A 25,354-nucleotide genomic window follows, 5' to 3' on the forward strand; every position below is an offset into this window, starting at 1 on the left:
ATGAGGCAATGGGGGTTGTCGTCGCCGAGCACGGGCGCGGCGTGTTCGTCCGCCGTCCTGCCCGGATTCGCCGCCTTGCCCGCACGCGCTTGTCCCACACCGCCCGCGCGCAGAACAAGGGCGCGTTCCTCGCCGACGCCGCCGAGCAGGGATTCACCCCGTCGTCGGTCGTCACGGTGCGGTTCGAATCGGCCGACGAGCGGGTTGCCGGAATTCTGGCGATCGGGGCCGGCGCCGAGGTGACCGTGCGCGACCGCGTCATGCGCGCCGACGGGCAGGTCGTTCAGCTCGCCGTGTCGCGCCTGCCGCGCAAGTTCACCCGAGGGACGGCCGCCGAGCAGGAAGACACGGGCGCCGGCGGCGTGTACGCCCGACTGGACGAGGCCGGCCACACGATCGGGACGTACGCCGAGCACGTTGGGTCGCGGATGCCCACACCCGACGAGCTGTCGACGCTGCAACTGCAATCCGGTACGCCCGTGATTACCGTTACGCGCGTCGCGTACCGCGAGGACGGAACACCACTCGAGGTCAATGACATGACATTGCCGGCTGATCGGTACGAACTGGCCTACGAGTGGGCCGCCGACTAGTCGGACGGCGAGGCGTGCAAGGCCGGCGGAGGCCGTGGCGCCGAGGAGGTGCCGCACTCGTGTCCTGCAGCGAGCCCGTGTCCTGCAGAGAACCTGCAGGTGGGAGAGGGTGCCCCCGGCAGGACTCGAACCTGCGACCTAGAGATTAGAAGGCTCTTGCTCTATCCAGCTGAGCTACGGAGGCTCGGCGCGACCTCGCCGGCCGCGGTGAGCCAGCTTAGTCATCGCCGTGTATGTGATCGCGCGATGTGCCCGATTCGTTTCACTCGTGTCTCATGGTGCTACGTGGATCACATCTGCACCGTGGGTGGGGCACTCGTGTCCGCATCGCGGTCGCCGGTGAACTCCGGGCCGCCGGACGTGGGACCAGGATACGGCGGCGGCCGTCGCCGGTGAGCGTCACCCGTGGACGGGGAGGGGCCGTGGGGGCGCCGGGCGCGGGACGGAGCGCGGGGAGCACGCTCCTGTGTACGGCACCCCCACGGCGGCGCGGTCACGGTCGGGGCGTCGTGACCGCGTCCTGACCGGTCTTCGCGGCATCACGGGTTCCCCATCCGTGACGCTCGCGCGGACCGGCCGGGTCCGGAATCGGCGGAGGCGTCACTCCCAGATCTGGATGGCCCGCACGACGTACGGCGCCTGCGGAACGAACGTTCCCGGCCCCGGGTAGGTGCTGAAATCCGCATGGGTCGCACATTCCCGGTCCTGATAGACCGTCACGTGCCGTTCCATTCTGGTGGCGAACGCATGTGCCTCCATCGCATTGTCGAGCGCGACGCATTGTTCCGTGTGCGTGTTACGAAGGTCGAAGCGCTGGAGCTTCCCGCCGTAGAACTCCTCCTGCCAGGCACAGAACTCTCCCGAGTTGCAGGCGAACTCCGGATGCTGGGGCTGCGGCGGCTCGTCGGAACCCGGGCCCGCAGTCGCGGTCGACGCTGCGGACGAGGACGTGCGGTGCGGCGAAGCTCCGTCCGGAGTTCCCGCAGCGGCCGGCGCCGCGAGACCGGCAACGGTGGCGACGGTGCTGAGCAGGACGGCCGGCAGGGCCGTGCGGAAGGTGACGTGGCGTCGGGTCATCGGTTTTCTCCCCCATGTGTGAATCGTCGTGATCGGGTCTGGGGTAACCATGGCGAACGTCGAGCGGAATGTCAGCACGAAAACGGGATTCTGTGGACAACTCGCCCAGAACGACTCGTTCGAGTTACGGGTACCTACTCACGTTCGGCGGTTGTCCACAGTTTTCGGAGAACGCCTTGTGGTGGGCGGCGGTCGCTGCTATCGCAGCGTGCCCGGGGTCACGTTCCGACCGGCGGACCCCGGCGCAGGCGGTCGGCCTACCCTCGTAGGCGTGTCCACCGAAGTCGACCCAGAGCCCGGCGTCCGCACCTCACGCGGGGCGGGAATCGCACCCCTGCTGACCGTCGGTGCACTCCTCGGCATCGTCGTCGCCGTCGGACTGGTCGCCTTGACGGGCGGGCTCGGCGCGGTCGCCGGCATCTCCGACCCCGGGCCGCTCACCACCTACGGCATCACCGTCGTGCGGGTCGCCGCCGACCTCGCCTCGGCGGTCTGCATCGGCTCGTTGCTGCTCGCCGCATTCCTCGTGCCGCCACAGCGGTCCGGCACGCTTGCCGTCGACGGCTACGCCGCCGTCCGCACGGCCGGCCGCGCCGCATGGGCCTGGTTCGTCCTCGCCCTGACCTCGGTGTTCTTCGTGGCCGCCGACGGTGCGGGCCGTCCGGTCACCGAGCTGCTCGACCCCGACGTCCTGATCAACTTCGTCGGCGCCATCGAACAGCCGAAGGCCTGGCTCATCACCTCGGGTATCGCGCTGCTGCTGGTCGTCGGCTGCCGGCTGGTTCTCACCTGGGGCTGGACGACGGTGCTGTTCTTCGTGTCGGTCTTCGGCCTCGTACCGGTCGCGGTGACGGGGCATTCGGCCAGCGGTGGCTCCCACGACATGGCCACGAACAGCCTGCTGTACCACCTGCTCGGCGCAGCACTGTGGGTCGGCGGCCTGATCGCGTTGCTCGCGCACGGGCGCAGGCGCGGGGCCCACCTGACACTCGCCGCCACCCGGTTCTCGAAGATCGCGCTGGTCGCCTGGATCGTCATGGCCCTGTCCGGGGTCGTCAACGCACTCGTGCGGGTCACACCGGGGGACCTGCTCACCACCGACTACGGGCTGCTCGTCCTGGCGAAGGTGGTCCTGTTGCTGATGCTGGGGGTGTTCGGGCAGCAACAGCGGAGCCGCAGCATCACGGGCCTGCGGGACGGCGCGGGCGGCGGCCAACTGCTGCGACTCGCGGGCGTCGAAGTGCTGATCATGCTCGCCACCATCGGGCTGGCGGCCGCGCTCGCACGGACTCCACCTCCCGCGGAGATCGCCGCGCAACCCTCCACCGTGGAGCTCCTGCTCGGCTACGAGCTCTCCGGCGCACCGACGTTCTGGACGCTGCTCACCGCCTGGCGTTTCGACCTCGTCTACGGCACCGCGGCGATCGTCCTCGCGGGCCTTTACCTGGCGGGCGTACTGCGGCTGCGGCGGCGCGGCGACCCGTGGCCCGTCGGCCGCACGTGGGCGTGGGTGCTCGGCTGCGCCATGCTGCTCGTGGCGACGTCGTCCGGGATCGGGCGCTATTCGCCGTCGATGTTCAGCATGCACATGGTCAGCCACATGTTCCTGTCGATGGGCGTGCCGGTGCTGCTCGTCCTCGGCGGGCCGGTCACGCTCGCGCTGCGGGCGCTGCCGACCGCGGGCAGGAACGCTCCTCCGGGGCCGCGGGAGTGGCTGCTGGCCCTGGTCCATTCGCCCGTGACCCGCGCGCTCACCAACCCGGTGGTCGCGACGCTGCTGTTCGTGGGGTCGTTCTACGGCCTCTACTACTCGGGAATGTTCGACGCGGCGCTGAACTACCACTGGGCGCACCTGGCGATGAAGGCCCACTTCCTGCTGGCGGGCTACGTCTTCTACTGGCCGGTGATCGGAATCGATCCGTCGCCGCGCAAGCTGCCGCACCTGGCCAAACTCGGCATGGTGTTCGCGTCGATGCCGTTCCACGCGTTCTTCGGCGTGACCCTGATGAACATGCAGACCGTGATCGGTGCACCGTTCTACCGGGGACTCGGCCTGCCGTGGGTGGAAGACCTGCTCCTGGACCAGCGGACCGGCGGTGGCATCGCGTGGGCGACGGGCGAGATTCCCGTGGTGGTCGTGATGGTCGCCCTGCTCGTGCAGTGGGCCAGAGCCGACGACCGCGAGGCGCGCCGCCGTGACCGGCGCGAGGACGCCACCGGCGACCAGGACCTCGCCGCCTACAACGCCATGCTCAAGGAGCTCGCGGCCGGGAATCGGCGCGAATAGCACGACCCACCGACAATGTCCGCGTGATGCCGTCTTCTCGGCGCCGTTCGTCCACAGCGCCACCGGCTGTCCACAGATTCGCCGCGTCGGCGCTGTGGTCCGCTCTCGCAGGGCACGGTGGAACTCACCGAAACATCCCGCGAGAAAGGAACGGCAATGGCGATCGGTGAGACCACGGTGACCGTGGTGGGCAACATCTCCAGCGACGTGGTCGTGAAGGACACCCACAGCGGATCGGTGGCCGGATTCTGGCTGCGCAGCAACGAACGGCGGTACGACAAGGAGTCGGGGGAGTGGTGCAACGGCCGGTCCCTCGCCGTGCGGGTGTCGTGCTGGCGGCGGCTCGCCGAGAACGTGCGGGACTCGCTCGGCAAGGGCGATCCCGTCGTCGTGAGCGGTCGGTTGTACACGACCGAGTTCGTCACGGACGGACAATCACGCACGGTCACCGAGCTCGACGCGCAGGCCGTGGGGCCGAACCTGTCGTGGTGCACCAGCAGTGTCCGGCGGCATTCCCGCGGCAGGAACACTCCCGAGGCCGGTCACAGCGCCGGGGACACGGCGGAGCCGGTGGTCGCGGCCGCCTCGGCGGCGTGACCGCGCCGCCGCGGCGGAGTGTCGGGCCGCGGACCGTCAACCACGCTTCGGCTCGCCGCGGGCGACGCGTCGCCCGCCACAAGGCGAGGCGCCGTCAGGCGGTTCGCGGCTCGGCTCTACGATCGCGGTATGGCCGAGTTCATCTACACCATGAAGAAGGTGCGCAAGACCGTCGGGGACAAGGTGATTCTCGACGATGTCAGCACCGCGTTCTTCCCGGGCGCGAAGATCGGCGTCGTGGGCCCGAACGGTGCGGGCAAGTCGACGGTCCTGAAGATCATGGCGGGACTCGACCAGCCCAGCAACGGCGAGGCGTTCATCCAGCCCGGCGCCAGTGTCGGCATCCTCCAGCAGGAGCCGCCGCTGAACGAGGAGAAGACGGTGCGCGGCAACGTCGAGGAGGGCCTCGGCGAGATCAAGATCAAGCTCGATCGGTTCAACGAGATCGCCGAACAGCTCGCGACCGACTACACCGACGAGCTCATGGCCGAGATGGGGAAACTGCAGGAGGACCTCGACCACGCCGACGCGTGGGAGCTCGACTCGCAGCTCGAACAGGCCATGGACGCGCTCCGCTGCCCGCCCGGCGACGAGCCGGTGGAACACCTGTCCGGTGGTGAGCGGCGCCGTGTCGCGCTGTGCAAGCTGCTGCTGTCCAAGCCCGACCTGCTGCTGCTCGACGAGCCCACCAACCACCTGGACGCCGAGAGTGTGCTGTGGCTCGAGCAGTTCCTCGCGAACTACCCCGGCGCCGTCCTCGCGGTGACGCACGACAGGTACTTCCTGGACAACGTCGCCGAGTGGATCATGGAGCTCGACCGCGGCAGCGTCGAAGGCTACGAGGGCAACTACTCGACGTACCTCGAGAAGAAGCGGGAGCGTCTCGAGGTGCAGGGCAAGAAGGACGCCAAGCTCGCCAAGCGGCTCAAGTCCGAGCTGGAATGGGTGCGCTCCAACGCCAAGGCGCGGCAGACCAAGTCCCGCTCGCGTCTCGAGCGCTACGAGCAGATGGCCGAGGAGGCGGAGAAGAGCAAGAAGCTCGACTTCGAGGAGATCCAGATTCCGCCGGGCCCGCGGCTGGGCAACACGGTGGTCGAGGTCGAGCACCTCAAAAAGGGCTTCGACGACCGCCTGCTGATCGACGACCTGTCGTTCATGCTGCCGCGCAACGGCATCGTCGGCGTCATCGGGCCCAACGGTGTCGGTAAGACGACCCTGTTCAAGACGATCGTCGGGCTCGAGGAGCCGGACGAGGGCAACGTCAAGATCGGTGACACCGTGAAGCTGGCCTACGTGGACCAGACGCGGGCCGGCATCGACCCGAACAAGTCCGTGTTCGAGGTCGTCTCCGACGGGCTCGACCACATCAACGTCGGCCAGGTCGAAATGCCGTCGCGCGCCTACGTGAGCGCGTTCGGATTCAAGGGCCCCGACCAGCAGAAGAAGGCGGGCGTGCTCTCCGGTGGTGAGCGCAACCGCCTCAACCTGGCGTTGACCCTCAAGCAGGGCGGCAACCTGCTCCTGCTGGACGAGCCGACCAACGACCTGGACGTCGAGACCCTCGGGTCGCTGGAGAACGCGCTCGAACAGTTCCCGGGCTGCGCCGTGGTCATCTCCCACGACCGGTGGTTCCTCGACCGCATCGCAACCCACATCCTGGCGTGGGAAGGCGACGAGGAGAACCCGGCGAAGTGGTTCTGGTTCGAGGGCAACTTCGAGGGCTACGAGAAGAACAAGATCGAGCGCATGGGGCCGGATGCGGCGCGCCCGCACCGGGTGACCCACCGCAAGCTCACCCGGGACTGATCACCCCGACCAGGGACCGCTGCAACGTTGGATAGGGTCGGTCTCTCACGAGTCGGCGGCCGGGTCGCGTCACCCGCGCACGGGTGCTCGGCCCGGGACCGCCGGCTCGTCGGCACGCCCGTCTGCAGGAATGGAAGGCCTCACAGAGCGGAGTCCCCGTGGTTGCCACTGAGTCGGCCGGCACGCACGCGGTCAACGGCCGCGACACTGCGGTTCCTCGTGGTGTGCACCGAGACGACCTCACCTCGGGTGTCGGCGACCTGTCCGCGGTGGAACAGCTCCTGGACCGTGCCGACACGATGGAATGGCGTGCGCCGGAACTCGCCGCGATCCTCGGGGAGCGGGCCGCAAGCCTGGCCGAGGCTGCGGGCGCCAACGCGCTGTGGGTCCGCGCCGAGGCCACCGTCGTCCACGCGCACGTCCTGCTCGGCCACCGGGCATCGACCGTCGGCCGCGCGGTGGCCGCGTTACGGGCCGCGGAGGACGCCGAGCTGCCGGTGATCGCCGCGCAGGTCCGCACCGACCTGGCGGTGTGCGCGCGCAGCGTCGGCGCTCCGCTCACCGGACTGGCGATCCTGCGCCCCGTGCTCACCGTCAGCGGCCTGTCGACCGTGCGCCGCGCGACCGCGCTGTGCCACCTCGTCGGCTGTCTCGGCACGTTGGGACGCAAGGCCGAGCTCGACCGGGTGCTCCTCGAGGGCGACCGGCTCGTGGCCGGGGACGCCACGCTCCACGACGACGACAAGCTCATGGCGCGCGGCATGATCCGCCTCAGCGTGTCCGCGCACCGCAGACGGCACGGCGACACGATGGGTGCCGCCGACGCCGCCAGGACCGGCATCGGCTTTCTCGACCGCATGACGGACCCCTCGCGCGACGGCGGCGTCGCCCGGGTCCGGCTCGTCCTCGAACTGGTGTGCTCACTACTGGACCGTGGCGACGGCGAACCCGCACTGGAAGCCGCGCAGCCGCTGTTCGACGAGCCCGAACGGGCCGCCGCCGTCGCCCCGACGGCATGGCTGCGCACCGCGCTGGCCACCCGGGTCCTGCTGACCAACGGTGCCGCCGAATCCGCCGCCACCATGCTGCGCGACGCGCTGTACAGCGTCGTACGCCACGACCTCGACGCGGTGGTGTCGCGCCTCTGGCTCGAACTGGCCAACGTCGAAGAACGCATCGGAAACCCCTCCGAGGCCGTGACGTGCCTGCACAACGCACGTGCCGCCGAACAGCGATACGCGCGCGCACGCAGTCAGGCGAGCGCCGTGCTGCACGGTGAGTTCGGCTCCGGCGAACAGGCGCCGGTCGATCTGGCGGAGATCGTGACCTCGGCACGCCCACAGCAGAACGCTCAGGCCGCCGCGGAGACGACCGCAGTCAACGGCGCCGCGCGCCATGCGGGCGCGCCGTCGGCAGGCGGTGAGCGGTCCGCGTCTGCCGACGCTGCGCCGGTCAACGGAGCACCGGTCAACGGAGCACCGGTCAACGGAGCACCGGTCAACGGAGCACCGGCCGATTCTGCGCCGGTCGACTTCGCGCCGGTCAACGGAGCCTCCGGCCGCAGCGCGGCGGGAGCAGACCCGGCCGGGGTCAACGGCAGTGCTCACGGAACCGCCGTCGTGAACGGCCATCCACCGGTCAACGGCCACGGGGCCATGCGAAACGGAGCGACCGCGCCGGGTCCTGCGGCTTCGGGAGCCGATACCGACCGTGCGCGCGCGGATGGGCAGGGACGCGCCGCGACGGACACGTCGACGACCGAACCGGCCGAAGCCGCGGCCGAGTCGACGATGGTCATGCCCGCGATCCCGCGGTTCGACGACCAGGCAGGCACGCGGTCCGCGGCGGCGCAGGCGAGTGCTCGGGGGGAGGCAGACGACACCGCGACCGCCGGCACCTCCGACGCTGCGGGACACGCCGCCACGGAAGCCGGTATCAGGGAACCCGGTACCAGGGCGCCTGCCGTCCCGGAACCCACCGCGTCCGAACCCACCGCGTCCGAACCCACGGAGTCGGGATCGGCTGCATCCGAACCCACTGCATCCGAACCCACTGCATCCGGTCCCACCGTGTCCCCACACCTGGTCTCCGAGCCCGCCGTCGCCGAACACGCCGGGTCCGGATCCGTTGCGGAGGCGGCGGCCGCACCTGCGGACGAGAACTCATCCGGACGCGACGACAACGCAGCCTCCGAACAGTCCGCTCCGCGGAAGCGCCGACGCCACGACGTGGAACACGGCTCCGTCACCGCCCGCTCCGTGCTCGACCGTCTGGGCATCTCCCCGTCGCGCAGCGGTGGCCGGCGGCACGCCTCCGGCGCCGATACGGCCGACGTCGGGGACGGCGGCGAATCGGCACCGCAGTCGGCGCAAACTACGTCCTCCGGGGCATCACCGGCGCCGGAACCGTCGCCGACCGAGCCCGCGTCGTCCGACGTGCTCGATTCGGGGACCGCCGGGGCGAGTGTCGAACCGATCCTGGCGGCCGCGGCGTCCGCGCCGCACAACGACGCGACGGCGATCCTGCCCGCCATCACCGACGCCACCCCGGACCCGTCGGCGACCGACGTCGCCGCCGCCGGTTCCGACAGCGGCGGGCCCGGTGACGACTCGGGCGTATCGGACGGCGAATCCGTGGCCGATCCCTGGCTGCCGAGAGTGAAGCTGCCCCCGCCGTTGCTGCCCGTCGACGGGTTCACCGCCGACGGCGACCCGGTCGGCGGTGGCCACACCCGCACGGAGGAGTCGGCACCGGCCGACCCGGAGCCCGCGTCGCCGGAACCGACGGTGTCCGAACCCGCCACACCGCGTCCCGCGATCGGGGAGGCGGGCGTCGCAGAGTCCGCGCACGCCGCGGATTCCCCGGGAACCGAACCCGCGGACGCCCCGCCTGCCGACGCGCAGCCCGCGGGCGGTGTGTCCGACCTGCCGCGGCACGAACTCCCGCTCGACGATCCGCCGGAGGACGCCGGGCTGGCGGAACTGCTCGCCCGCGCGCTCGCGGAACACCAGGTCGCCTCCGGTGCCGCCCTCGCGTCGACACCGAGTGGGGACGGTCGGGAGGGCCACACCGTCGGCAGCGGCGCGGGCGTGAACGGCAGCCGCCGCAACGGCAGCGCGCACACCCACACCCGCGGTGGACGCCACGATCGATAAGACCGGCGACCCGTAGGGCAGCGTCCCGATACAGTGGCGACGACCGAACGGCACGTCCGCGCTGTCATCGCCAGAGTTGGAGAGTTGCGTTGCCCGACATGAGCTCGACCGGTGTCCAGGCCCGTCCGCAGGACGCGGGCCGGGAAGGCCCCACGCCCAGCCGGCGTAGCCCGGAACAACTCCGGGACGACCTCGTTGCCAGCGCGGCGGCGCAGGCCCCTGACATCGCCGATCTCATCGGTCACTACTACCGCCTGATCCCCGCCGAGGAGATCATCGGTGAGAGCCCCGGCGATCTCGTCGGCGCCGTGCGGTCGCACCTGGAGCTGGCGCGCAACCGGGTACCGGGCAGGCCGGCGCTCCGGCTGTTCAACCCGACGACCGCGGAGGACGGCTGGTCCAGCGAATCGACCGTCATCCAGGTCGTCACCGACGACATGCCCTACCTGGTCGACTCGGTCGTGGCCGAGCTGGCGCGCGGCGGCGTGCAGGTCCAGCGCATCGTCCACCCGATCATGCTGGTCGAGCGCGACATGTCCGGCGACCTGCAGCAGCTCCACCCGGGCGGTGACGTCGAGCGGCCGCCCGCGGGCGCGACGGTCGAGTCGTGGATGTACCTCGAGATCGACTCGATCACGGACGTGGACCGAGCGCGCGACTGTGAGCACCGGCTGCTGGCGGTGCTCGAGGACGTGCGCGAAGTCGTCGAGGACACCGATCGCATGGCCGCGGCCGCGTTGTCGCTCGCCGGCGAACTCGACAACACACCTCCGCCGCTGCCCGAACAGGAGGTGCGTGACGGTGCGCAGCTGCTGCGCTGGCTGGCGGACGGCCACCTGACGTTCCTCGGCTACCGGCACTACGAGGTGATCGACGACCGCGGCGAACCCGCGCTGCGCGCCGTGCTGGCGTCCGGCCTCGGGGTGCTGAGGCAGGACAGCCTCGCCGCACGCAACCTCACCGCGGGGCCGGATTCGACGGCACAGGTGCTGAAACCGGAACTGCTCGTGCTCACGCAGGCGGGCGCACCGTCCACAGTGCACCGTCCGATCTACCCGTACTACGTGGGTGTCAAGACGTTCGACGCCGACGGCAACGTCACCGGTGAGCACCGGTTCCTCGGCATGTTCACCACGACGGCTCTGCACGAGGACGTGCTCGACATCCCGGTCGTCGAACGCCGTGTCCGCGAGGTCATCCACCGCGCCGGGTTCCCGATGCAGTCCTACTCCGGTCAGCGGATGCTCGAGGTGCTGCAGAACTGGCCGCGCGCGGACCTGTTCTCGGCGGACCCGGACTCGCTGTACGCCACGGCCACGGGTGCGATCACGTTGGCCGACCGGCGCAGGCTGCGGTTGTTCCTCCGGCGTGACACGTACGGCCGGTTCTACTCGTGCCTGGTGTTCCTGCCGCGTGACCGGTACACGACCCGCTCGCGGCTGGCGATGCAGCAGGTGCTGCTCGACGAGCTCGAGGGCACCCACCTGGAGTACGCGACACGGCTGGGGGAGACGCAGCTCGCGCAGGTGCACTTCACCGTCCACACCGACCCGGCCGCGACCGTCGAGCCCGACACGCTGCGCATCCAGGAGCGGCTCTCCGAGGCCATGCGCAGCTGGGACGACCTGATGGTCGAGGCGATCCTCGCCGAACGGCGGGAACGCGCGGGCGACGGCAAGGCCGTGACGTTCGCGGGCGAGGAGTCGGCGACCGAGCAGGCGCAGCGCTACGCCACGGTGTTCCCGGAGGCGTACAAGGAGGACTTCGACGCCGAGTCGGCGTTGCGCGACCTTCGCATGCTGGAGTCGCTCGACGGGCGCGGCGACGTGCGGATGTCGTTCTACCTGCCGCCGGACGCGGCGCCGGGTGAGCGCCGGTTCAAGCTCTACACCCAGGGCGACGGGGTGACCCTGTCGACGATGCTGCCGTTGTTGCAGCGCATGGGTGTCGAGGTGGTCGACGAGCGGCCGTACGAACTCTCGCGCGAGGACGGCGCGCGGCTGTGGATCTACGACTTCGGCCTGCGCATCGACCCGGACGTGCTCGCGGCGGTCGAGTCCGAGGACGACCTGCAGGTGCGGTTCCAGGACGCGTTCGCGGCCGAATGGCGCGGCGACGCCGAGGTCGACGGGTTCAACGCCCTCGTGCTGCGTGCCGGGCTCGACTGGCGCCAGGTCGCGGTGCTGCGCGCGTACGCCCGGTATCTGCGGCAGGCGGGTTCGCCGTACTCGCAGGACTACATCGAGACGACGGTGCTGGCGCACACCGACATCGCCACGGCGCTGGTGCGGCTGTTCGAAACCCGGTTCGGCCCGGACGACGCGCACCGCGAGGACCGGGCCGGCGACCAGGTCGACGAGATCAACGCGATGATCGACGAGGTCACGAGCCTCGACCAGGACCGGATCCTGCGCAGGCTGTTGTCGGTGATCGTGGCGACGCTGCGCACGAACTACCGCGTCACCGACGCCGACGGCAACCCGCGTCCGTACCTCGCGTTCAAGCTCGACCCGCAGCAGGTTCCCGACCTGCCCGAACCGCGCCCGGAGTACGAGATCTTCGTCTGCTCGCCGCGGGTCGAAGGTGTCCACCTGCGCTTCGGTTCGGTGGCCCGGGGCGGGTTGCGCTGGTCGGACCGGCGAGAGGACTTCCGTACCGAGGTGCTGGGCCTGGTCAAGGCGCAGGCGGTCAAGAACGCGGTCATCGTGCCGGTCGGCGCGAAGGGCGGGTTCGTCGTCAAGCGGCCGCCGGTCGCGACGGGCGATCCGGGCCTCGACCGGGAGGCACACCACTCGGAGGGGGTCGCCTGCTACCGCATGTTCATCTCCGGCCTGCTGGACCTCACCGACAACCTCGTCGACGGCGAGACGGTGCCCGCGCGTGACGTCGTCCGGTACGACGGCGACGACAACTACCTCGTCGTCGCGGCGGACAAGGGCACGGCGACGTTCTCCGACATCGCCAACGAGGTCGCGAAGAGCTACGGCTTCTGGCTGGGAGACGCCTTCGCCTCCGGCGGGTCCGTCGGTTATGACCACAAGGCCATGGGCATCACGGCGAAGGGTGCGTGGGAGAGCGTCAAGCGGCACTTCCGCGAACTCGACGTGGACACGCAGAGCCAGGACTTCACGGTCGTCGGCATCGGCGACATGGGCGGCGACGTGTTCGGCAACGGCATGCTGCTGTCCGAACACATCCGCCTCGTGGCCGCGTTCAACCACCTGCACGTCTTCCTCGACCCGAACCCCGACGCGGCGAGCGCGTTCGCCGAGCGCAGGCGGTTGTTCGACCTGCCGCGGTCGACCTGGGACGACTACGACCGGTCACTCATCAGCGAGGGCGGAGGGATCTACCCGCGCAGTGCGAAGACCGTTCCGATCACGCCGCAGGTGGCTCAGGGGCTCGGGCTGCAGCCCGGCGTCGAGAGCATGTCGCCCGCCGAGCTGGTTCACGCGATCCTGCAGGCACCGGTCGACCTGCTGTGGAACGGCGGTATCGGCACGTACGTGAAGGCGTCCGAGGAACGGCACGCCGACGCGGGTGACAAGGCCAATGACGCCGTCCGCGTCAACGGCTCGCAGGTGCGCGCCAAGGTCATCGGTGAGGGCGGCAACCTCGGGCTGACCCAGCGTGGGCGGATCGAGTTCGCCCGTGCCGGCGGCAAGGTCAACACCGACGCGCTCGACAACTCGGCGGGCGTCGACTGCTCCGACCACGAGGTCAACATCAAGATCCTGCTCGACAAGCTCGTCGAGACGGGGGAACTGGACGTCTCCGAGCGCAACGAACTGCTCGAGGTCATGACCGACGAGGTCGGCGAACTCGTGCTCCGGGACAACTACACGCAGAACGGAGTGCTCGGCGTCGCCCGCCATCACACCGACGCGATGGTGTCGGTGCACCGCAGGCTCGTGGGCGCGCTCGAAGCGAAGGGAGCGCTGGACCGCGACCTGGAGGCGTTGCCCACCGACGCCGGGTTCAGCGAGCTCGAACAGGCCGAGGAGGGGCTGACCTCGCCGGAACTGGCCACGGTGCTGGCGCACGTCAAGCTGGATCTGAAGGACGAGATCCTCGCCAGCGAGCTGCCCGACGCCGAGGTGTTCAGCCGCCGCGCCGCCGAGTACTTCCCGTCGGCGCTGCGCAACCGGTTCGGCGCCTCGGTGGCCAAGCATCCGCTGCTGCGGCAGATCACGACGACCTGGCTGGTCAACGAGGTCGTCGACGGCGCGGGGCTGACGTACGCGTTCCGCCTGGCCGAGGAGCTCAACGCGACGGCGACCGACGCGGTGCGGGCCTACTCGGTGGTCACGAACGTCTACGGCCTGCCCGAGGTGTGGCACGCGATCGCCGAGCTCGACAACGTCGTGGCGACCGAGATCGCCGACGAGATGACCCTGGAGACCCGCAGGCTGCTCGACCGGGCGTCGCGCTGGTTCCTGACGAACCGGCCGCAGCCGCTGGCCGTCGGGGCCGAGATCAACCGGTTCGGGGAGCCGGTGCGTGCACTGACGGGTGAGCTGGGCAAGCTCGTGCGCGGCCGCGAAGCCGAGCAGGTCCGCGCCGAGGTCGGCAGGTTGACCGCGGCAGGCGTGCCCACCGAGCTCGCCGAGCGCGTGAGTGAGCTGCTGCTCGGCTACGCCCTGCTGGACATCACGGAGGTCGCCGAGCTCGCCGAGCCGGACGGGGACGGCACGCCCGTGGACGTCGCCGAGCTGTACCTCGCCCTGTCGGACCACCTGGGTTTCGACCACATGCTGGCGTCGGTGAACCAGCTCGAGCGCGACAACCGTTGGCACGCGCTGGCCAGGCTCGCCCTGCGCGACGACCTGTACGGCTCCCTGCGCGCGATCACCCTGGATGCGCTGCGGCACAGCGATCCCGGCGACTCGGTCGACGACAAGATCGCCAAGTGGGAGGAGGCCAACGCCTCCCGGCTGGCGCGGTCGCGGGTCACGCTCGACGAGATCTCGCGGTCCGGGCGGATCGATCTCGCGACGCTGTCGGTCGCCGCACGGCAGATCCGGAGCACCGTCGGATGAGCGCCGTGGAATACGTGACACATGTGCGGCCGCGCTGGTCCGACATGGACGCCTTCGGCCACGTGAACCATGCGCGCATGGTGACGCTCCTCGAGGAGGCGCGGGTGCCGTTGTTGTTCGACGACGCGACCGCGCGAGGCCTGGGCGAGTTCGCCAAGGGCACGGTCGTGGTCAAGCTCGGTGTCGACTACAAGGAGCCGGTGATCGTCGACGGAAAACAGCTGCGCGTCGGCATCACGATGACGCGGCTGCGGCAGGCATCGTTCACCCTGGCGTACCGTGTCCACAACGGACCGTCCGAATCCGATCCCGTTGCGGTGACGGCGTGGACCTTGCTGGCGCCCTACGACGTCGGCGCGGCCCGGCCGCGCAGGCTCGCCCCGCAGGAACGCGACTTCCTGACGGAACACATCCCGGAGGCCGACGGTGCCTGAGTTGCGAATCCCCGATCCCGCCGACCGTGAGTCGCTGGGTGCGTTCATCGCCAGGGCGGTGCGGCTCGACGCGCAGGCGGCCGTGCGGCTGCGCATGCGCGCTCCCGGGGTGCTCGAGGCCTGGGCGAGCACCCCGTTCGAGGTGCTCGTCACGCGGGCGGTGGAGGGCGAGATCGAGCCGGGCGACGTGACCGTCTCCGGATCGGAACTGCTCGCGGCGCTGACCGTCGCACCCGGGGAACGGATGGACCCGGGGCCGTCCCGGGACCTGCTGTGGCGGTCCGAGCTGCCCGCGGGCAAGGGGTGGCGGCAGGTCGACACGTTGCCCGCGGCCGTCGTCGCCGAGCTGGCCGACCGCGGAGTCGCGCTCGCCAGGGAGAACGTCGGCCCGCAGGGAACCCCGCCCGCGTCGTTGATGGATCAGACCGTGCTCACCGTGTCCGGCGACGACACCGAACTCGAGGTGCCGATGCGGTGCCTGTTCGCGATGTCCGGCATGGGATTCGTCGACTCGTCGGTCTCCGGTGACGTCGTGCGCGTGACGGCCACCGACGCGTGGCTGCGGCTCGACGGCCGCTACGGCGCGGTCGTCCGCCGCAGGCACGCCCTGTTGCCGCTGCTGTTCTGAACGCGCTCGCCGGCCGGGTGACCTGCGGTGAATCGGTGACACGAACCGGCTGCCGGTGTCATGGTTGGCGGATGAGCGACGAGTCGCGACGCGCGGAGGGGGAGCGGGCCGACGAGCCCGCCGACCCGACCGCCGAGTTCCTGGCAGAGGTCCGCCCCGAGGAGACGCCGTGGCGGACGGAACGGCCACCCGCCGAGCAGGCCGGATCACCGGTCCCCGACGCGAACGAACGCACCCGGTTCCAACGGGTCGCGGGCGCCCTCGGCGGCGCGGCGCCCTACCTGGCCGCGGGCAGTGCGGCCGGCTGGGTCGGCGCACAGGCCTACGACGAGTACGCCGACCAGTCCTTCGACCCCGGCGGGATCGGCGACATGGGCATGGGCGCGGAAGGCTGACCGGCGGGTGTCGTGGCATGAGGACACGGGCACCCGGAGGGCGCCGCGGTCACGGTGACCACGGCGCCCCTCCCGTGACGTCGGCGAGTGCTCAGACCCAGCTGTTCATCATCGACTGGGCCGCCATCTCGAGGTAGTCCCACAGCTGCGTGCGGTACGGCTCGGCGATGCCGGTCTCGTCGACCGCGACGCGCATCGCCCGCAGCCACGCGTCACGTTCGATGGGGCCGATCTTGTACGGAGCGTGCCGCATCCGCAGGCGCGGGTGGCCGCGCTGCTCGGAATAGGTCTGCGGCCCACCCCAGTACTGCATGAGGAACAGCCGCAACCGGTCCTCGGCCGGGCCGAGGTCCTCCTCGGGGTACAGCGGGCGCAGCACCTCGTCGTCGGCGACCTCGGCGTAGAACCGCGCCACGAGCTTCCGGAACGTCTCCTCACCGCCCACCGCGTCGTAGAACGTGCGGGGGTCGGCGGATCCGCCGCTGGCCTCAGACACTTCGGAATACCTCGGCTTTTCGAACGTTGGGGCTGGTCGAACTCGGGGGCGTCTCGGACGATGGCAGGGCTGGGGTCCATTGTCCCCGTCGGTCAGGCGCCCGTGCCGCCGCCGCTCTGGAACAGTCGTTTCAACGGCGGTTGGAAGCCGGCACGCTCGAAGGCGGCCATCGCGTCGGCACGCAGCGCGCGCTGGATGGCCCACTGCTTGCCGGGGCGCACCTTCACGGTCAGGCGCAGCAGCACCGCCTCGGGCGTCACGCTCTCGACACCCAGAACCGTCGGAGGTTCGAGGATGTCCGGCGCGAGATCCTCCCGCTCGGCCGACGTGGCGAGGACCTCCTCGAGCATCGTCGTCGCACGGTCCAGGTCGGCGTCGTAGGCCACCGGAATGTCGACGACACCGACCGCGAAGCCCTGGCTGAAGTTGCCGACGCGCAGCACCTCGCCGTTGCGCACGTACCAGACGGTGCCGTTGATGTCGCGCAACGTCGTGATCCGGAGGCCGACGGCTTCCACGGTGCCGATGGCCTCTCCGACGTCAACGACGTCGCCCACGCCGTACTGGTCCTCCAGCATCATGAAGATGCCGGACAGGAAGTCCCGTACGAGGTTCTGCGCACCGAAACCGACGGCGACACCGACGATGCCCGCCGACGCGAGGATCGGCGCGAGGTTGATCCCCAACTCGCCGAGAATGAGCACGACAGCGATCGTGTAGACGACGACGGTCGTGATCGACTTCAGCACCGAGCCGATGGTCTTGGCTCGTTGCCTGCGACGTTCGAGGATGCCGGGCCCGACGAGATCGGGGGCCTTCTCCTTGAGCGGCTTGAGCAGGGCCGGGGTCTTGGTCCTGTCCTTGCCGTCGTCCTCCGGCGTGCGGGTCATCCGGTCGATGAGCCTGCGGATGAACAGCCGCATGACGAACGCGACGATCGCGATGACGAGGATGGTGAACGGCTTGGCGATGAGCCAGTTCGCCGAACCGGCCAGCCATTCGTTACCGGTGAGCTGCCAGATCTGCTGGCACCAGGTGCCCGCCTCCTGAATGCAGGACGGGGGTTCGCTGAGCAACTGGTCCACGGGGAGAAACGTTTCCTTCCATAGCATGGGCGTGGCGAACATGATCATGAGGGGGGTGTGATGCCGCCCACTTCGGCGGTCCCGTCGGGGCGCGGGTAAGGCATGTTGACCACGTCGAACTCCACAGCCACGGTACTCCGAGTGGACACGTGCGTTAACACACGTGCGTTCCAGGGGCGATGTGTGGTCGACTAGGGCAGCACCGGTGGAGGTGGTCGCGTGCCAGACCGACAACCGAGCCCTCACGGCGCTCACCCCCGGCAGCCGGCCGGGACTGCGTCGGAGGTCATGCTGTGCGCGCCGGCGTCCGGCGCGAACCGCGGTGGAACGGCCCCGACGGGGCCGCATCCCACCGGCCCGCCGCGCGCGGGCAGGGTTCCCCGCACGCCGGGGGCATGGCGATCCCGTGAGGCGGGCTCTGGTTCGTCCGGTCCTGGCTGGGGCAAACGCCGGGTCCTGCTGCTGAACGCGACGTTCGAACCGCTGACGGCACTGCCGCTGCGCCGAGCGATCGTGCTCCTGGTCTGCGGCAAGGCCGAAGTCGTGCACGAAGATCCGTCGGGCCTCACGCTGCACGCCGCGACGATGACCGTGGACGTGCCGTCGGTGATCCGGTTGTCGAACTACGTGCGGGTACCGTATCGAGCACAGGTGCCGCTCACGCGTGCCGGTCTGATGCATCGCGACCGCTTCCGCTGCGCCTACTGCGGCGGCCGGGCCGAGACGATCGATCACGTCCAGCCGCGCAGTCGCGGCGGCGAGCACTCGTGGGAGAACTGCGTCGCCTGCTGCGCCAAGTGCAACCATCGCAAGGCGGACAAGCTGCTCTCGGAACTCGGCTGGACGATGCGAACCGTTCCGCGTGCGCCGTACGGGCCCCATTGGCGGCTGCTGGCGCACGCGAAGGAGACCGACCCGCAGTGGCGGCAGTATCTCGGAGCGCCGGCAGCCTAGAGCCTCGGCCGTCCCGGGCCTGCGGGGTGCAGGCAGGGGCACGCAGAAGCTCCGGCGGCGTCGAAGCCGGCCGCCGGAGCGATGTCTGCGACTTTCGTCGTGCACGTCGCCGAGGAGGGAACGCCGCGGCGACGTACCGGGTCGTAGGGATCAGACGGTGACGCGGGTACCCGCAGTGACGCGGGTGCCACGGGTCACGCGGGTGCCCATGGTGGCCGGGGTGTCCATGGTGACCCGGGTTCCGCGCGTGACGCGGGTACCCATCGTGACGCGGGTGCCGGAGGTGACGCAGGTTCCGCGGGTGACACGGGTGCCCATGGTGGCGGGGGTGCCGGAGGTGACCCGGGTTCCGCGGGTCACGCGGGTGCCCATGGTGGCGGGGGTGCCGGAGGTGACCCGGGTTCCGCGGGTCACGCGGGTGCCCATGGTGGCGGGGGTGTCCATGGTGACCCGGGTTCCGCGGGTCACGCGGGTGCCCATCGTGACGCGGGTGCCGGAGGTGACCCGGGTTCCGCGGGTCACGCGGGTGCCCATGGTGGCGGGGGTGTCCATGGTGACCCGAGTGCCGCGGGTCACCCGTGTACCGCGCGTGACGCGCGTGCCTGCTGTCACTCGGGTGCCACACGTGACGCGGGTACCGCGCGTGACCCGCGTTCCGAGCTCGGCGGGGCGGGCGACATCCGTCGACGTCGCGTTGTCGCTCGTCGCGGCGGGGCTCAGGACGTGAAGCATGTGGGCCTCCTGTGACAGGCGGAAATCAGTGGCGTTGGGAACGTCGGGGCGCAAGAACCCGTACGTGTGAAAAACGTACGAGGGCCGTTCACCTGTGACAAGCACGATGCGGTCGGTGAGTCCGGCTGTACGTCGAGTTGCAACCTTCTGCCAGCGGCTCTTCGGCTCAACGTGCCATTCCGTCTCCGGCAAGCGGCGGACGGTGGTCGAGATGCGGCGAGCGGCACGGATCAGCGCGGCGTGGCGGCACGGCAGGTGGTCACGTGTAGGGGCTCGTCGGATACCCTTCGCTCGTGAGCATCCTCGAGACGACCCTGGTCTTCGCGGTGATCCCGCTCGCCATCTGCGGCGTATTCGCCCTGGTCACCCTGCGTACGAAGTTCGCGGGCCGGCCACGGTATCGCCCGGGGCAGGAGTGGGACCACCCCGCGACATGGTGGAGTGCCAACCCGGTGAGTGCCGATACGTCCGGCAGCCCGTCGACGGACCGAGGAGGTGCCCGTGGCAACTGGTGAACTGGTCCACGACCATGAGTCCGACGTCGACCCCGCGGACCTGCCGTCCGGCGCCGTGGTGACGACGAGTGGGCGCATCTCCCGAGCCCAGGAGTACGTACCCGATACTCCGAACGGCCCATTCTCGACGCAGCAGCTGAGCCGGATCGACGAGGCACTCGCGCTGGCGACGCGCGACACCGGCATCGACTTCAGCATCTACCTCGGCCCGCTCGGGTCCGAGGACACCCGCGCCGCGGCGGAGCAGTTGCACGACCGGTTGGGTCAGCAGGGCGACGACGCCGTGCTGATCGCCGTGTCGCCGGGCGAGCGGATCGTCGAGGTCGTCACCGGCGCGAACACGACGCAGCGGGTCCCCGACCGCGCAGTGAAACTGGCCGTGATGAGCATGGTCGCCTCGTTCAAGGAAGGTGACCTGACGGGTGGTCTGGTCAGCGGCCTGCGCATGCTGGCCGACCAGGCGGGGAGCAACCTCGCACGCTGACGGCCGCGTTCCGGGCCGGCATGGCCCGCGCCCGACCGCGTGGCGTGATCGAAACCGGCGCCCCGGCACCGATGCGTTCGGTGCCGGGGCGCTTCGTCTTCCGGGCGCCCTGTCTTCCGGGCGCCCTGTCTTCCGGGCGCCCTGTCTTTCGGGCGTCCTGTCTTTCGGGGACCGGCCTCGGTGGTGCGTGCCCGGCTCGGCCGGGCACGCACCGTCCAGGACGGTCAGCTCTCGTCGAACTCCCGGGCCGCGAGCGCGCGCGCCACGCCTGCACGGCCTTCCGAGACCAGCCTGCGCAGTGCGGGCGCGTGGTCGCCTTCCAGCCACGCGTCGGCCGCCGCGATGCATTCGCGCGTGACCGACCACGACGGGTACAGGCCCACCACGGTCGGCTGGGCGGCCTCGCTGGAACGGCGTGCCCACACCTCGTCGATCGTGGCGAAGTAGGTGTCGACGTAGCCGTCGAGCAGGTGCTTCTGCCCGGGGTGGGAGAAGCCGGCGATGATCGCCTCGTTCACCGCGTTGGGCAGCTCGTCGTCGTGCACCGCGCGTTCCCACGCCTCCGCCTTGGCGTCGGCGGTCGGCCGCAGCGCGCGGGCACGTTCGGCGTGGCGGCGGCCCGTGGCGGTGTTGTCCCGTTCGTGTTCGCCCGCGATCTCCGCTTCGCCGGCCTTGCCGTGGGCGACGAGCGCGTGCAGCAGCCGCCAACGCAGGTCGGTGTCGACGACGAGGCCGTCCAGGGGTGCCGAGCCGTCGAGCCATCCCGCGAGCACCGACAGGGTCTGCTCGCCGAGCACCGCGGCGGCCAGTGCGTTGACGAACGCGAGCTGGTGGTCGGAACCGGCCTCGGCGGTGCGGGCCAACTCCAGCAGCCGTGCGGTGAACGCGGGCCAGCCCCGTTCGGCGGCCCAGCCCGGCTCGGCGTAGGAGTTGAGCGCCGTCTGGGCCTGCATCAGCAGCCGCTGGACGACGCCGACCTCGGTTTCCGCACCGATGCCGCGCTGCACGAGCGTGACGAAGTCGCGGGCTTTGAGCTCGGCCTCGCGGGTCATCTCCCACGCGGCCGACCAGCACAGGGTGCGGGGGAGCGGGTCGGTGATGTCGCCGATGCGGTCGATCAGCGTCACGAGCGAGTCGTTGTCGAGACGCATGGTGCAGTAGGTCAGGTCGTCGTCGTTGACCAGCACGAGCTTGCCGCGGTCGGCGCCGACGAGGTCGGGCACGTCGGTGCGCTCGCCGTCGATGTCGAGCTCGACGCGCCGGGTACGCACGAGCTTGCCGTCGACGTCGTCGTAGATGCCGACCGCCGCGCGGTGGGTCCGCAGTTCGCCCGCGCCCGGCTTGGCACCGCCCTGCAGGATCGCGAACGACGTGAACCGGCCTTCGGCGTCGGTGTCGAACGCGGGGCGCAGCGAGTTGAGGCCCGTCGTCTCGAGCCACTGGGCGCTCCACCACGACAGGTCGCGGCCGGATGCCTCCTCGAGCGCGGCGAGCAGGTCGGCCAGGGTCGCGTTGCCCCACGCGTGGCGGTCGAAGTACAGCTTCAGCCCGGACAGGAAGTTGTCCTGCCCGACGTAGGCGACGAGCTGTTTCAGGACGCTGGCGCCCTTGGCGTAGGTGATGCCGTCGAAGTTCACCTCGACCGCCTGCAGGTCGACCATGTCGGCGGCGATCGGATGCGTCGAGGGCAGCTGGTCCTGCCGGTACGCCCACGACTTCTCGATGTTGGCGAAACTCGTCCACGCGCCGGTGTACTCGGTCGCCTCGGCCTGGGCGAGGACGCTGGCGAACGTCGCGAACGACTCGTTCAGCCACAGGTCGTCCCACCAACGCATGGTGACCAGGTCGCCGAACCACATGTGCGCCATCTCGTGCAGCAGCGTCTCGGCGCGGCGTTCGTAGGAGTAGCGGGTGACGCGACTGCGGAAGACGTAGTCCTCGCGGAACGTGACGGCGCCGGCGTTCTCCATCGCCCCGGCGTTGAACTCGGGGACGAACAGCTGGTCGTACTTCGAGAACGGGTAGGTCACGCCGAAGTTCTCGTGGTAGAAGGCAAAGCCCTGCTTCGTCTCGGTGAAGAGCCGGTCGGCGTCCATGTACTCGGCCAGCGACGCCCGGCAGTAGATGCCGAGCGGGATGGTGCCGTGCTCGTCGCGGTACTCGTCGCGCCACTCGGCGTACGGGCCCGCCACCAGGGCGACCAGGTAGGTCGAGATGCGCTCGGACTCGGCGAACACGAGCCGCACCGCGCCCTCGGGCGTCTCGGACTCGGATTCGACCCGCGCGTTGGAGACGACCTTCCAGCCCTTCGGCGCGATGACGGTGAGCCGGTAGGTGGCCTTGAGGTCCGGCTGGTCGAAGCAGGCGAACATGCGCTTGGCGTCGGCCGTCTCGAACTGCGAGTACAGGTACACCGACTCGTCGACCGGGTCGACGAAGCGGTGCAGGCCCTCGCCGGTGTTCATGTACCGGCAGTCGGCCTCGATCGTCAGCTCGTTCGTCTCCGCGAGGTCCGGCAGGGTGAGGCCGTCGTCCTCGACGTACCCGTCGACCGGGAGCGGGGCGCCGTTGAGCGTCGCCGACCGCACGCCCTCGGCGACGATGTCCACCCAGGACTCCGCCCCGGGCCGCGCGGCCGCGAAGGTGATCGTGGTCCTGGAGTCGAACGTCTTCTCGCCGGGACGGCCCCGGCCGTCGGTGAGGTCGAGAAGGATGTCGTAGGACTGGACGTCGAGCAGGTCGGCGCGCTGCTGCGCGGCGTCCCGGGTCAGGTTGGGCGCGGGCACGGACACCTCGGTCATCGGTCGTGGGTGGACAACAGGACGTCCGCCGATCCAATCATGGCCGCCGCCGCGCGTGCACGGGGAATCGCCAGTGCGTGGGTGGTGGGCGAGCTCGGTGTGATCGCATGCGCACGCGCGTCGCCGTGGGAACAACCCGCGATGGCGCGGTGTTGGCCCGGATGGACCCACCAGGCCGACCGAGGAGCTACGTCCCATGACCGAGTCCCGCACCCGCGTCGACTTCTACTTCGATCCGATGTGCCCGTTCGCGTGGATCACCTCACGGTGGATCCTGGAGGTGGAGAAGCACCGGGACATCGACCTCAACTTCCGTGTGATGAGCCTGGCCGTGCTGAACTCCGGGCGCGACCTGGCCGACGAGTACGTCGAGCTGATGAAGAAGGCGTGGGGCCCGGTGCGGGTCGCCGTCGCGCTGGCCCAGCAGCAGGGGGAGCAGGTGCTGCGCGCCTACTACACGGCCTTCGGCACGCGCTACCACAACCAGGACAACAAGGACATCGACCTGGTGCTGAAGGAGGCGCTGGCCGAGGTGTCGGCGCCGCCGGAGCTGCTCGACGCGGCGACCTCGAGCGACTACGACGAGGCGCTGCTCAAGAGCCACCACGAGGGCATGGACCCGGTGGGCATGGACGTCGGTACGCCGACGCTGCACGTCGACGGTGTCGCGTTCTTCGGGCCGGTGCTCTCGTCCATCCCGCGCGGCGACGACGCGGTGAAGCTGTTCGACGGCGCCGTCGCGATGGCGAGCTACCCGGACTTCTACGAACTCAAGCGCACCCGCACCGGAGACCTCAACTTCGACTGAGCGCCCGTTGTGGCGCCCCCAAGGGCACGTTGGTTGCGTTGAGTGCAACCACAGTGCCCTTGGGGGCATTGCCAGGCGCAGTAGGGCTCACAGTGCGGCTGTTCGTGCGCTCAGTGTGAGTAGGCCAGGCTGGATCAGTCCGGCAGGGTCATTTCGGCCCCGTTGATGAGTGCCGAGACGAGGTTCGCGGCGCCGGTACGGAACGCCACGGCCAGCGCGTACCCGATCGCGGCGTCGGCGGGTTCGGTGTCGGCGCGGCTGACGAGCCACTGCACGAGGAAATCGCCGTGTTCGTCATCCATCGAGGGTTCGAAGATCTTCTTTCCCGCGCGGATCAGTTGACTTGTGGCGATGGAATTGGGCTTGAACCTGTACTTCGTCCCGGCGACGCTGACGTCGACTCGGTATGATCGTCTGGTCCATTTTCCTTTCCCCGGGCGAAGTTCCGCGGTGGACCCGTCGACCGTCATCGTCAGTTCGCCGGCCTCCCGGGAGCCGATGGGAACGAATCGGTTTACGGCCGCGTCCGGGGACCGGGTAATGATGACCGTGGGAACCTTGCCGCCGGAGACTTCGACCCTTCCGTCAGGGTCGCTGGTGCAAATGGTCAGTTCGTCGTAGAACGGGTCGTCTTCCGTGCGGGTGGCAGTAAGCGGCATTCGACCTCACCGTCTTGGTCGGCTTCCGAACCGATGCGCTGCGCATCGGCCGCGCGGCGTTTGCTCGACGACTGCAGGGGTGCGATCGGCGCGCAACGTCGCTGTACTGGCCCGCTCCGGGCGGGCTGCGATTCTTCGGCGTTGATCTGATGCATGCGGTCTTCGGCGATCGGATCGGCTGACGGCGAGCTGAACACCCCTCCGTCGATGCGGATGCGCATCGAGCACGCCGTCGACAGCACCCGAAAACAGCCACACCTAGGCTGAACGGGCTGAAACACGGGATTCCGTGCGCTCGACCGACGCTCGAAGGATCGGGGCGGCCTTCGTCCATGTTCGGTGTACGGGATGTTCGGGCGAGTACCGCCGAAGTATCTCGGATATGCGCTCGTCGTACGTGAGGCGTTCGCCGCCGGGTCCGGTCGTCAGATCGGCGGTGACAAGCGCATCCATCACCGGGCCGTCCTGGCACGGGAACTCTGCGAGCGCGTCGGACATGCCCCGCTCGGCAGCCTCGTAACGAGCCCCCGAGTCGTGCGCCACCAGGTTCACGATCTCGCCGGGCCACCCGTGGTCACGCAAGTAACGGGCACCGTCCACAGGGTGAAACCGCGTATCGCCGACCTTTGGCGCATAACCGATGTCGTGGAGCCAGGCAGCCGCCACCAACGTGTCGCGGCGATCACCGGGGACAGCGCGGCCAGCTCGCCTGCCCGGTTGGCGACGCCCTGCACGTGCTCCCAGCGTCGGCCGAGCGGACCGACCAGGGTTTCGGCCAGTGCACGAGCGGCGACCGCGAGCGTCATGAC

22 protein-coding genes and 1 tRNA gene are annotated in these 25,354 nt (G+C 70.0%); 13 read left to right on the forward strand and 10 right to left on the reverse strand.

Annotated features, from left to right (window positions below; all coding sequences use genetic code 11):
• Positions 1-8 precede the first annotated feature (8 nt).
• Complete coding sequence (locus LY13_RS10230; RefSeq protein ID WP_253828240.1) at positions 9-593, forward strand: GntR family transcriptional regulator; 585 nt, start codon at positions 9-11, stop codon at positions 591-593.
• Between the two features lie 110 nt (positions 594-703).
• On the opposite strand, the gene LY13_RS10235 is transcribed toward LY13_RS10230, so the two are convergent.
• Positions 704-777 (reverse strand) — tRNA-Arg (locus LY13_RS10235).
• A 416-nt stretch (positions 778-1,193) separates the two neighbouring features.
• Positions 1,194-1,670, reverse strand: a complete 477-nt coding sequence (locus LY13_RS10240) for a peptidase inhibitor family I36 protein (protein ID WP_253828101.1) — start codon at positions 1,668-1,670, stop codon at positions 1,194-1,196.
• A gap of 325 nt (positions 1,671-1,995) precedes the next feature.
• Here LY13_RS10240 and LY13_RS10245 point away from each other — a divergent pair, with 325 nt between their 5' ends.
• From LY13_RS10245 to LY13_RS10280, 8 genes are all read left to right on the forward strand, one after another.
• Positions 1,996-3,957, forward strand: a complete 1,962-nt coding sequence (locus LY13_RS10245) for a bifunctional copper resistance protein CopD/cytochrome c oxidase assembly protein (protein WP_253828242.1) — start codon at positions 1,996-1,998, stop codon at positions 3,955-3,957.
• Positions 3,958-4,113: 156 nt separating this feature from the next.
• Entirely contained in the window at positions 4,114-4,554 is a 441-nt protein-coding gene (gene ssb / locus LY13_RS10250; protein ID WP_253828102.1) for a single-stranded DNA-binding protein, read from the forward strand.
• Positions 4,555-4,683: 129 nt separating this feature from the next.
• Positions 4,684-6,360, forward strand: coding sequence for an energy-dependent translational throttle protein EttA (gene ettA / locus LY13_RS10255; protein WP_253828103.1), 1,677 nt, complete (start codon positions 4,684-4,686; stop codon positions 6,358-6,360).
• A 299-nt stretch (positions 6,361-6,659) separates the two neighbouring features.
• Entirely contained in the window at positions 6,660-9,515 is a 2,856-nt protein-coding gene (locus LY13_RS10260) for a hypothetical protein (protein ID WP_443678906.1), read from the forward strand.
• A 98-nt stretch (positions 9,516-9,613) separates the two neighbouring features.
• Complete coding sequence (locus LY13_RS10265; protein ID WP_253828105.1) at positions 9,614-14,554, forward strand: NAD-glutamate dehydrogenase; 4,941 nt, start codon at positions 9,614-9,616, stop codon at positions 14,552-14,554.
• The gene (locus tag LY13_RS10270; RefSeq protein ID WP_253828106.1) at positions 14,551-14,988 is read left to right on the forward strand and encodes an acyl-CoA thioesterase; all 438 of its coding nucleotides are present in this window, start codon (positions 14,551-14,553) and stop codon (positions 14,986-14,988) included. Before LY13_RS10265 ends, LY13_RS10270 begins: the two co-directional genes overlap by 4 nt.
• On the forward strand, positions 14,981-15,616 hold the full coding sequence (locus LY13_RS10275) for a DUF8010 domain-containing protein (protein WP_253828107.1): 636 nt from the start codon (positions 14,981-14,983) through the stop codon (positions 15,614-15,616). The genes LY13_RS10270 and LY13_RS10275 overlap by 8 nt, the downstream gene beginning before the upstream one ends.
• Before the next feature lie 71 nt (positions 15,617-15,687).
• Entirely contained in the window at positions 15,688-16,011 is a 324-nt protein-coding gene (locus tag LY13_RS10280) for a hypothetical protein (RefSeq protein WP_253828108.1), read from the forward strand.
• A 91-nt stretch (positions 16,012-16,102) separates the two neighbouring features.
• On the opposite strand, the gene LY13_RS10285 is transcribed toward LY13_RS10280, so the two are convergent.
• Both LY13_RS10285 and LY13_RS10290 read right to left on the reverse strand, forming a co-directional pair.
• A complete protein-coding gene (locus LY13_RS10285; RefSeq protein WP_253828109.1) occupies positions 16,103-16,507 on the reverse strand; it encodes a globin in 405 nt (134 codons plus the stop codon).
• A 92-nt stretch (positions 16,508-16,599) separates the two neighbouring features.
• Positions 16,600-17,592: a mechanosensitive ion channel family protein gene (locus tag LY13_RS10290; RefSeq protein ID WP_253828110.1), complete on the reverse strand. Its 993-nt coding sequence runs from the start codon at positions 17,590-17,592 to the stop codon at positions 16,600-16,602.
• A 219-nt stretch (positions 17,593-17,811) separates the two neighbouring features.
• On the opposite strand from LY13_RS10290, the gene LY13_RS10295 reads away from it, so the two are divergent.
• Positions 17,812-18,546, forward strand: a complete 735-nt coding sequence (locus LY13_RS10295; protein ID WP_253828111.1) for an HNH endonuclease — start codon at positions 17,812-17,814, stop codon at positions 18,544-18,546.
• Between the two features lie 150 nt (positions 18,547-18,696).
• Here the strand turns inward: LY13_RS10295 and LY13_RS10300 are convergent, their stop codons facing one another.
• Positions 18,697-19,122: a hypothetical protein gene (locus LY13_RS10300; RefSeq protein ID WP_253828112.1), complete on the reverse strand. Its 426-nt coding sequence runs from the start codon at positions 19,120-19,122 to the stop codon at positions 18,697-18,699.
• Between the two features lie 449 nt (positions 19,123-19,571).
• Between LY13_RS10300 and ctaJ the strand changes: the two genes are divergently transcribed.
• Both ctaJ and LY13_RS10310 read left to right on the forward strand, forming a co-directional pair.
• The gene (gene ctaJ, locus LY13_RS10305) at positions 19,572-19,793 is read left to right on the forward strand and encodes an aa3-type cytochrome oxidase subunit CtaJ (protein WP_253828113.1); all 222 of its coding nucleotides are present in this window, start codon (positions 19,572-19,574) and stop codon (positions 19,791-19,793) included.
• The gene (locus LY13_RS10310; RefSeq protein WP_253828114.1) at positions 19,780-20,277 is read left to right on the forward strand and encodes a DUF5130 family protein; all 498 of its coding nucleotides are present in this window, start codon (positions 19,780-19,782) and stop codon (positions 20,275-20,277) included. The genes ctaJ and LY13_RS10310 overlap by 14 nt, the downstream gene beginning before the upstream one ends.
• A 224-nt stretch (positions 20,278-20,501) precedes the next feature.
• Here the strand turns inward: LY13_RS10310 and pepN are convergent, their stop codons facing one another.
• Positions 20,502-23,063 carry an aminopeptidase N gene (pepN, locus tag LY13_RS10315; protein WP_253828245.1) on the reverse strand — a complete coding sequence of 854 codons (2,562 nt, stop codon included), beginning with the start codon at positions 23,061-23,063 and terminating at the stop codon, positions 20,502-20,504.
• A gap of 211 nt (positions 23,064-23,274) precedes the next feature.
• Between pepN and LY13_RS10320 the strand changes: the two genes are divergently transcribed.
• Entirely contained in the window at positions 23,275-23,886 is a 612-nt protein-coding gene (locus LY13_RS10320; protein WP_253828115.1) for a mycothiol-dependent nitroreductase Rv2466c family protein, read from the forward strand.
• Between the two features lie 134 nt (positions 23,887-24,020).
• Here LY13_RS10320 and LY13_RS10325 read toward each other — a convergent pair whose 3' ends face one another.
• Genes LY13_RS10325 through LY13_RS25940 form a run of 4 tightly spaced genes read right to left on the reverse strand, consistent with a single transcriptional unit; the run spans position 24,021 to position 25,351 of the window.
• On the reverse strand, positions 24,021-24,545 hold the full coding sequence (locus tag LY13_RS10325; protein ID WP_253828116.1) for a hypothetical protein: 525 nt from the start codon (positions 24,543-24,545) through the stop codon (positions 24,021-24,023).
• Positions 24,494-24,766, reverse strand: coding sequence for a hypothetical protein (locus tag LY13_RS10330; protein WP_253828117.1), 273 nt, complete (start codon positions 24,764-24,766; stop codon positions 24,494-24,496). Before LY13_RS10330 ends, LY13_RS10325 begins: the two co-directional genes overlap by 52 nt.
• A gap of 37 nt (positions 24,767-24,803) precedes the next feature.
• Positions 24,804-25,211: an HD domain-containing protein gene (locus LY13_RS10335; protein WP_308216296.1), complete on the reverse strand. Its 408-nt coding sequence runs from the start codon at positions 25,209-25,211 to the stop codon at positions 24,804-24,806.
• Positions 25,094-25,351 carry a hypothetical protein gene (locus tag LY13_RS25940; protein ID WP_308216306.1) on the reverse strand — a complete coding sequence of 86 codons (258 nt, stop codon included), beginning with the start codon at positions 25,349-25,351 and terminating at the stop codon, positions 25,094-25,096. Before LY13_RS25940 ends, LY13_RS10335 begins: the two co-directional genes overlap by 118 nt.
• Between the last annotated feature and the right edge of the window lie 3 nt (positions 25,352-25,354).

The sequence above is a fragment of the Prauserella aidingensis genome (assembly GCF_024171865.1).
Classification (GTDB): domain Bacteria; phylum Actinomycetota; class Actinomycetes; order Mycobacteriales; family Pseudonocardiaceae; genus Prauserella; species Prauserella aidingensis.

Coding starts and splice junctions, on each gene's coding strand:
- LY13_RS10230 (WP_253828240.1), top strand. CDS start 9: ATGGGGGTTGTCGTCGCCGAGCACGGGCGCGGCGTGTTCGTCCGCCGT.
- LY13_RS10240 (WP_253828101.1), bottom strand. CDS start 1,670: ATGACCCGACGCCACGTCACCTTCCGCACGGCCCTGCCGGCCGTCCTG.
- ssb (WP_253828102.1), top strand. CDS start 4,114: ATGGCGATCGGTGAGACCACGGTGACCGTGGTGGGCAACATCTCCAGC.
- ettA (WP_253828103.1), top strand. CDS start 4,684: ATGGCCGAGTTCATCTACACCATGAAGAAGGTGCGCAAGACCGTCGGG.
- LY13_RS10260 (WP_443678906.1), top strand. CDS start 6,660: ATGGAATGGCGTGCGCCGGAACTCGCCGCGATCCTCGGGGAGCGGGCC.
- LY13_RS10265 (WP_253828105.1), top strand. CDS start 9,614: ATGAGCTCGACCGGTGTCCAGGCCCGTCCGCAGGACGCGGGCCGGGAA.
- LY13_RS10270 (WP_253828106.1), top strand. CDS start 14,551: ATGAGCGCCGTGGAATACGTGACACATGTGCGGCCGCGCTGGTCCGAC.
- LY13_RS10280 (WP_253828108.1), top strand. CDS start 15,688: ATGAGCGACGAGTCGCGACGCGCGGAGGGGGAGCGGGCCGACGAGCCC.
- LY13_RS10320 (WP_253828115.1), top strand. CDS start 23,275: ATGACCGAGTCCCGCACCCGCGTCGACTTCTACTTCGATCCGATGTGC.
- LY13_RS10325 (WP_253828116.1), bottom strand. CDS start 24,545: ATGCCGCTTACTGCCACCCGCACGGAAGACGACCCGTTCTACGACGAA.
- LY13_RS10330 (WP_253828117.1), bottom strand. CDS start 24,766: ATGCGCATCCGCATCGACGGAGGGGTGTTCAGCTCGCCGTCAGCCGAT.
- LY13_RS25940 (WP_308216306.1), bottom strand. CDS start 25,351: ATGACGCTCGCGGTCGCCGCTCGTGCACTGGCCGAAACCCTGGTCGGT.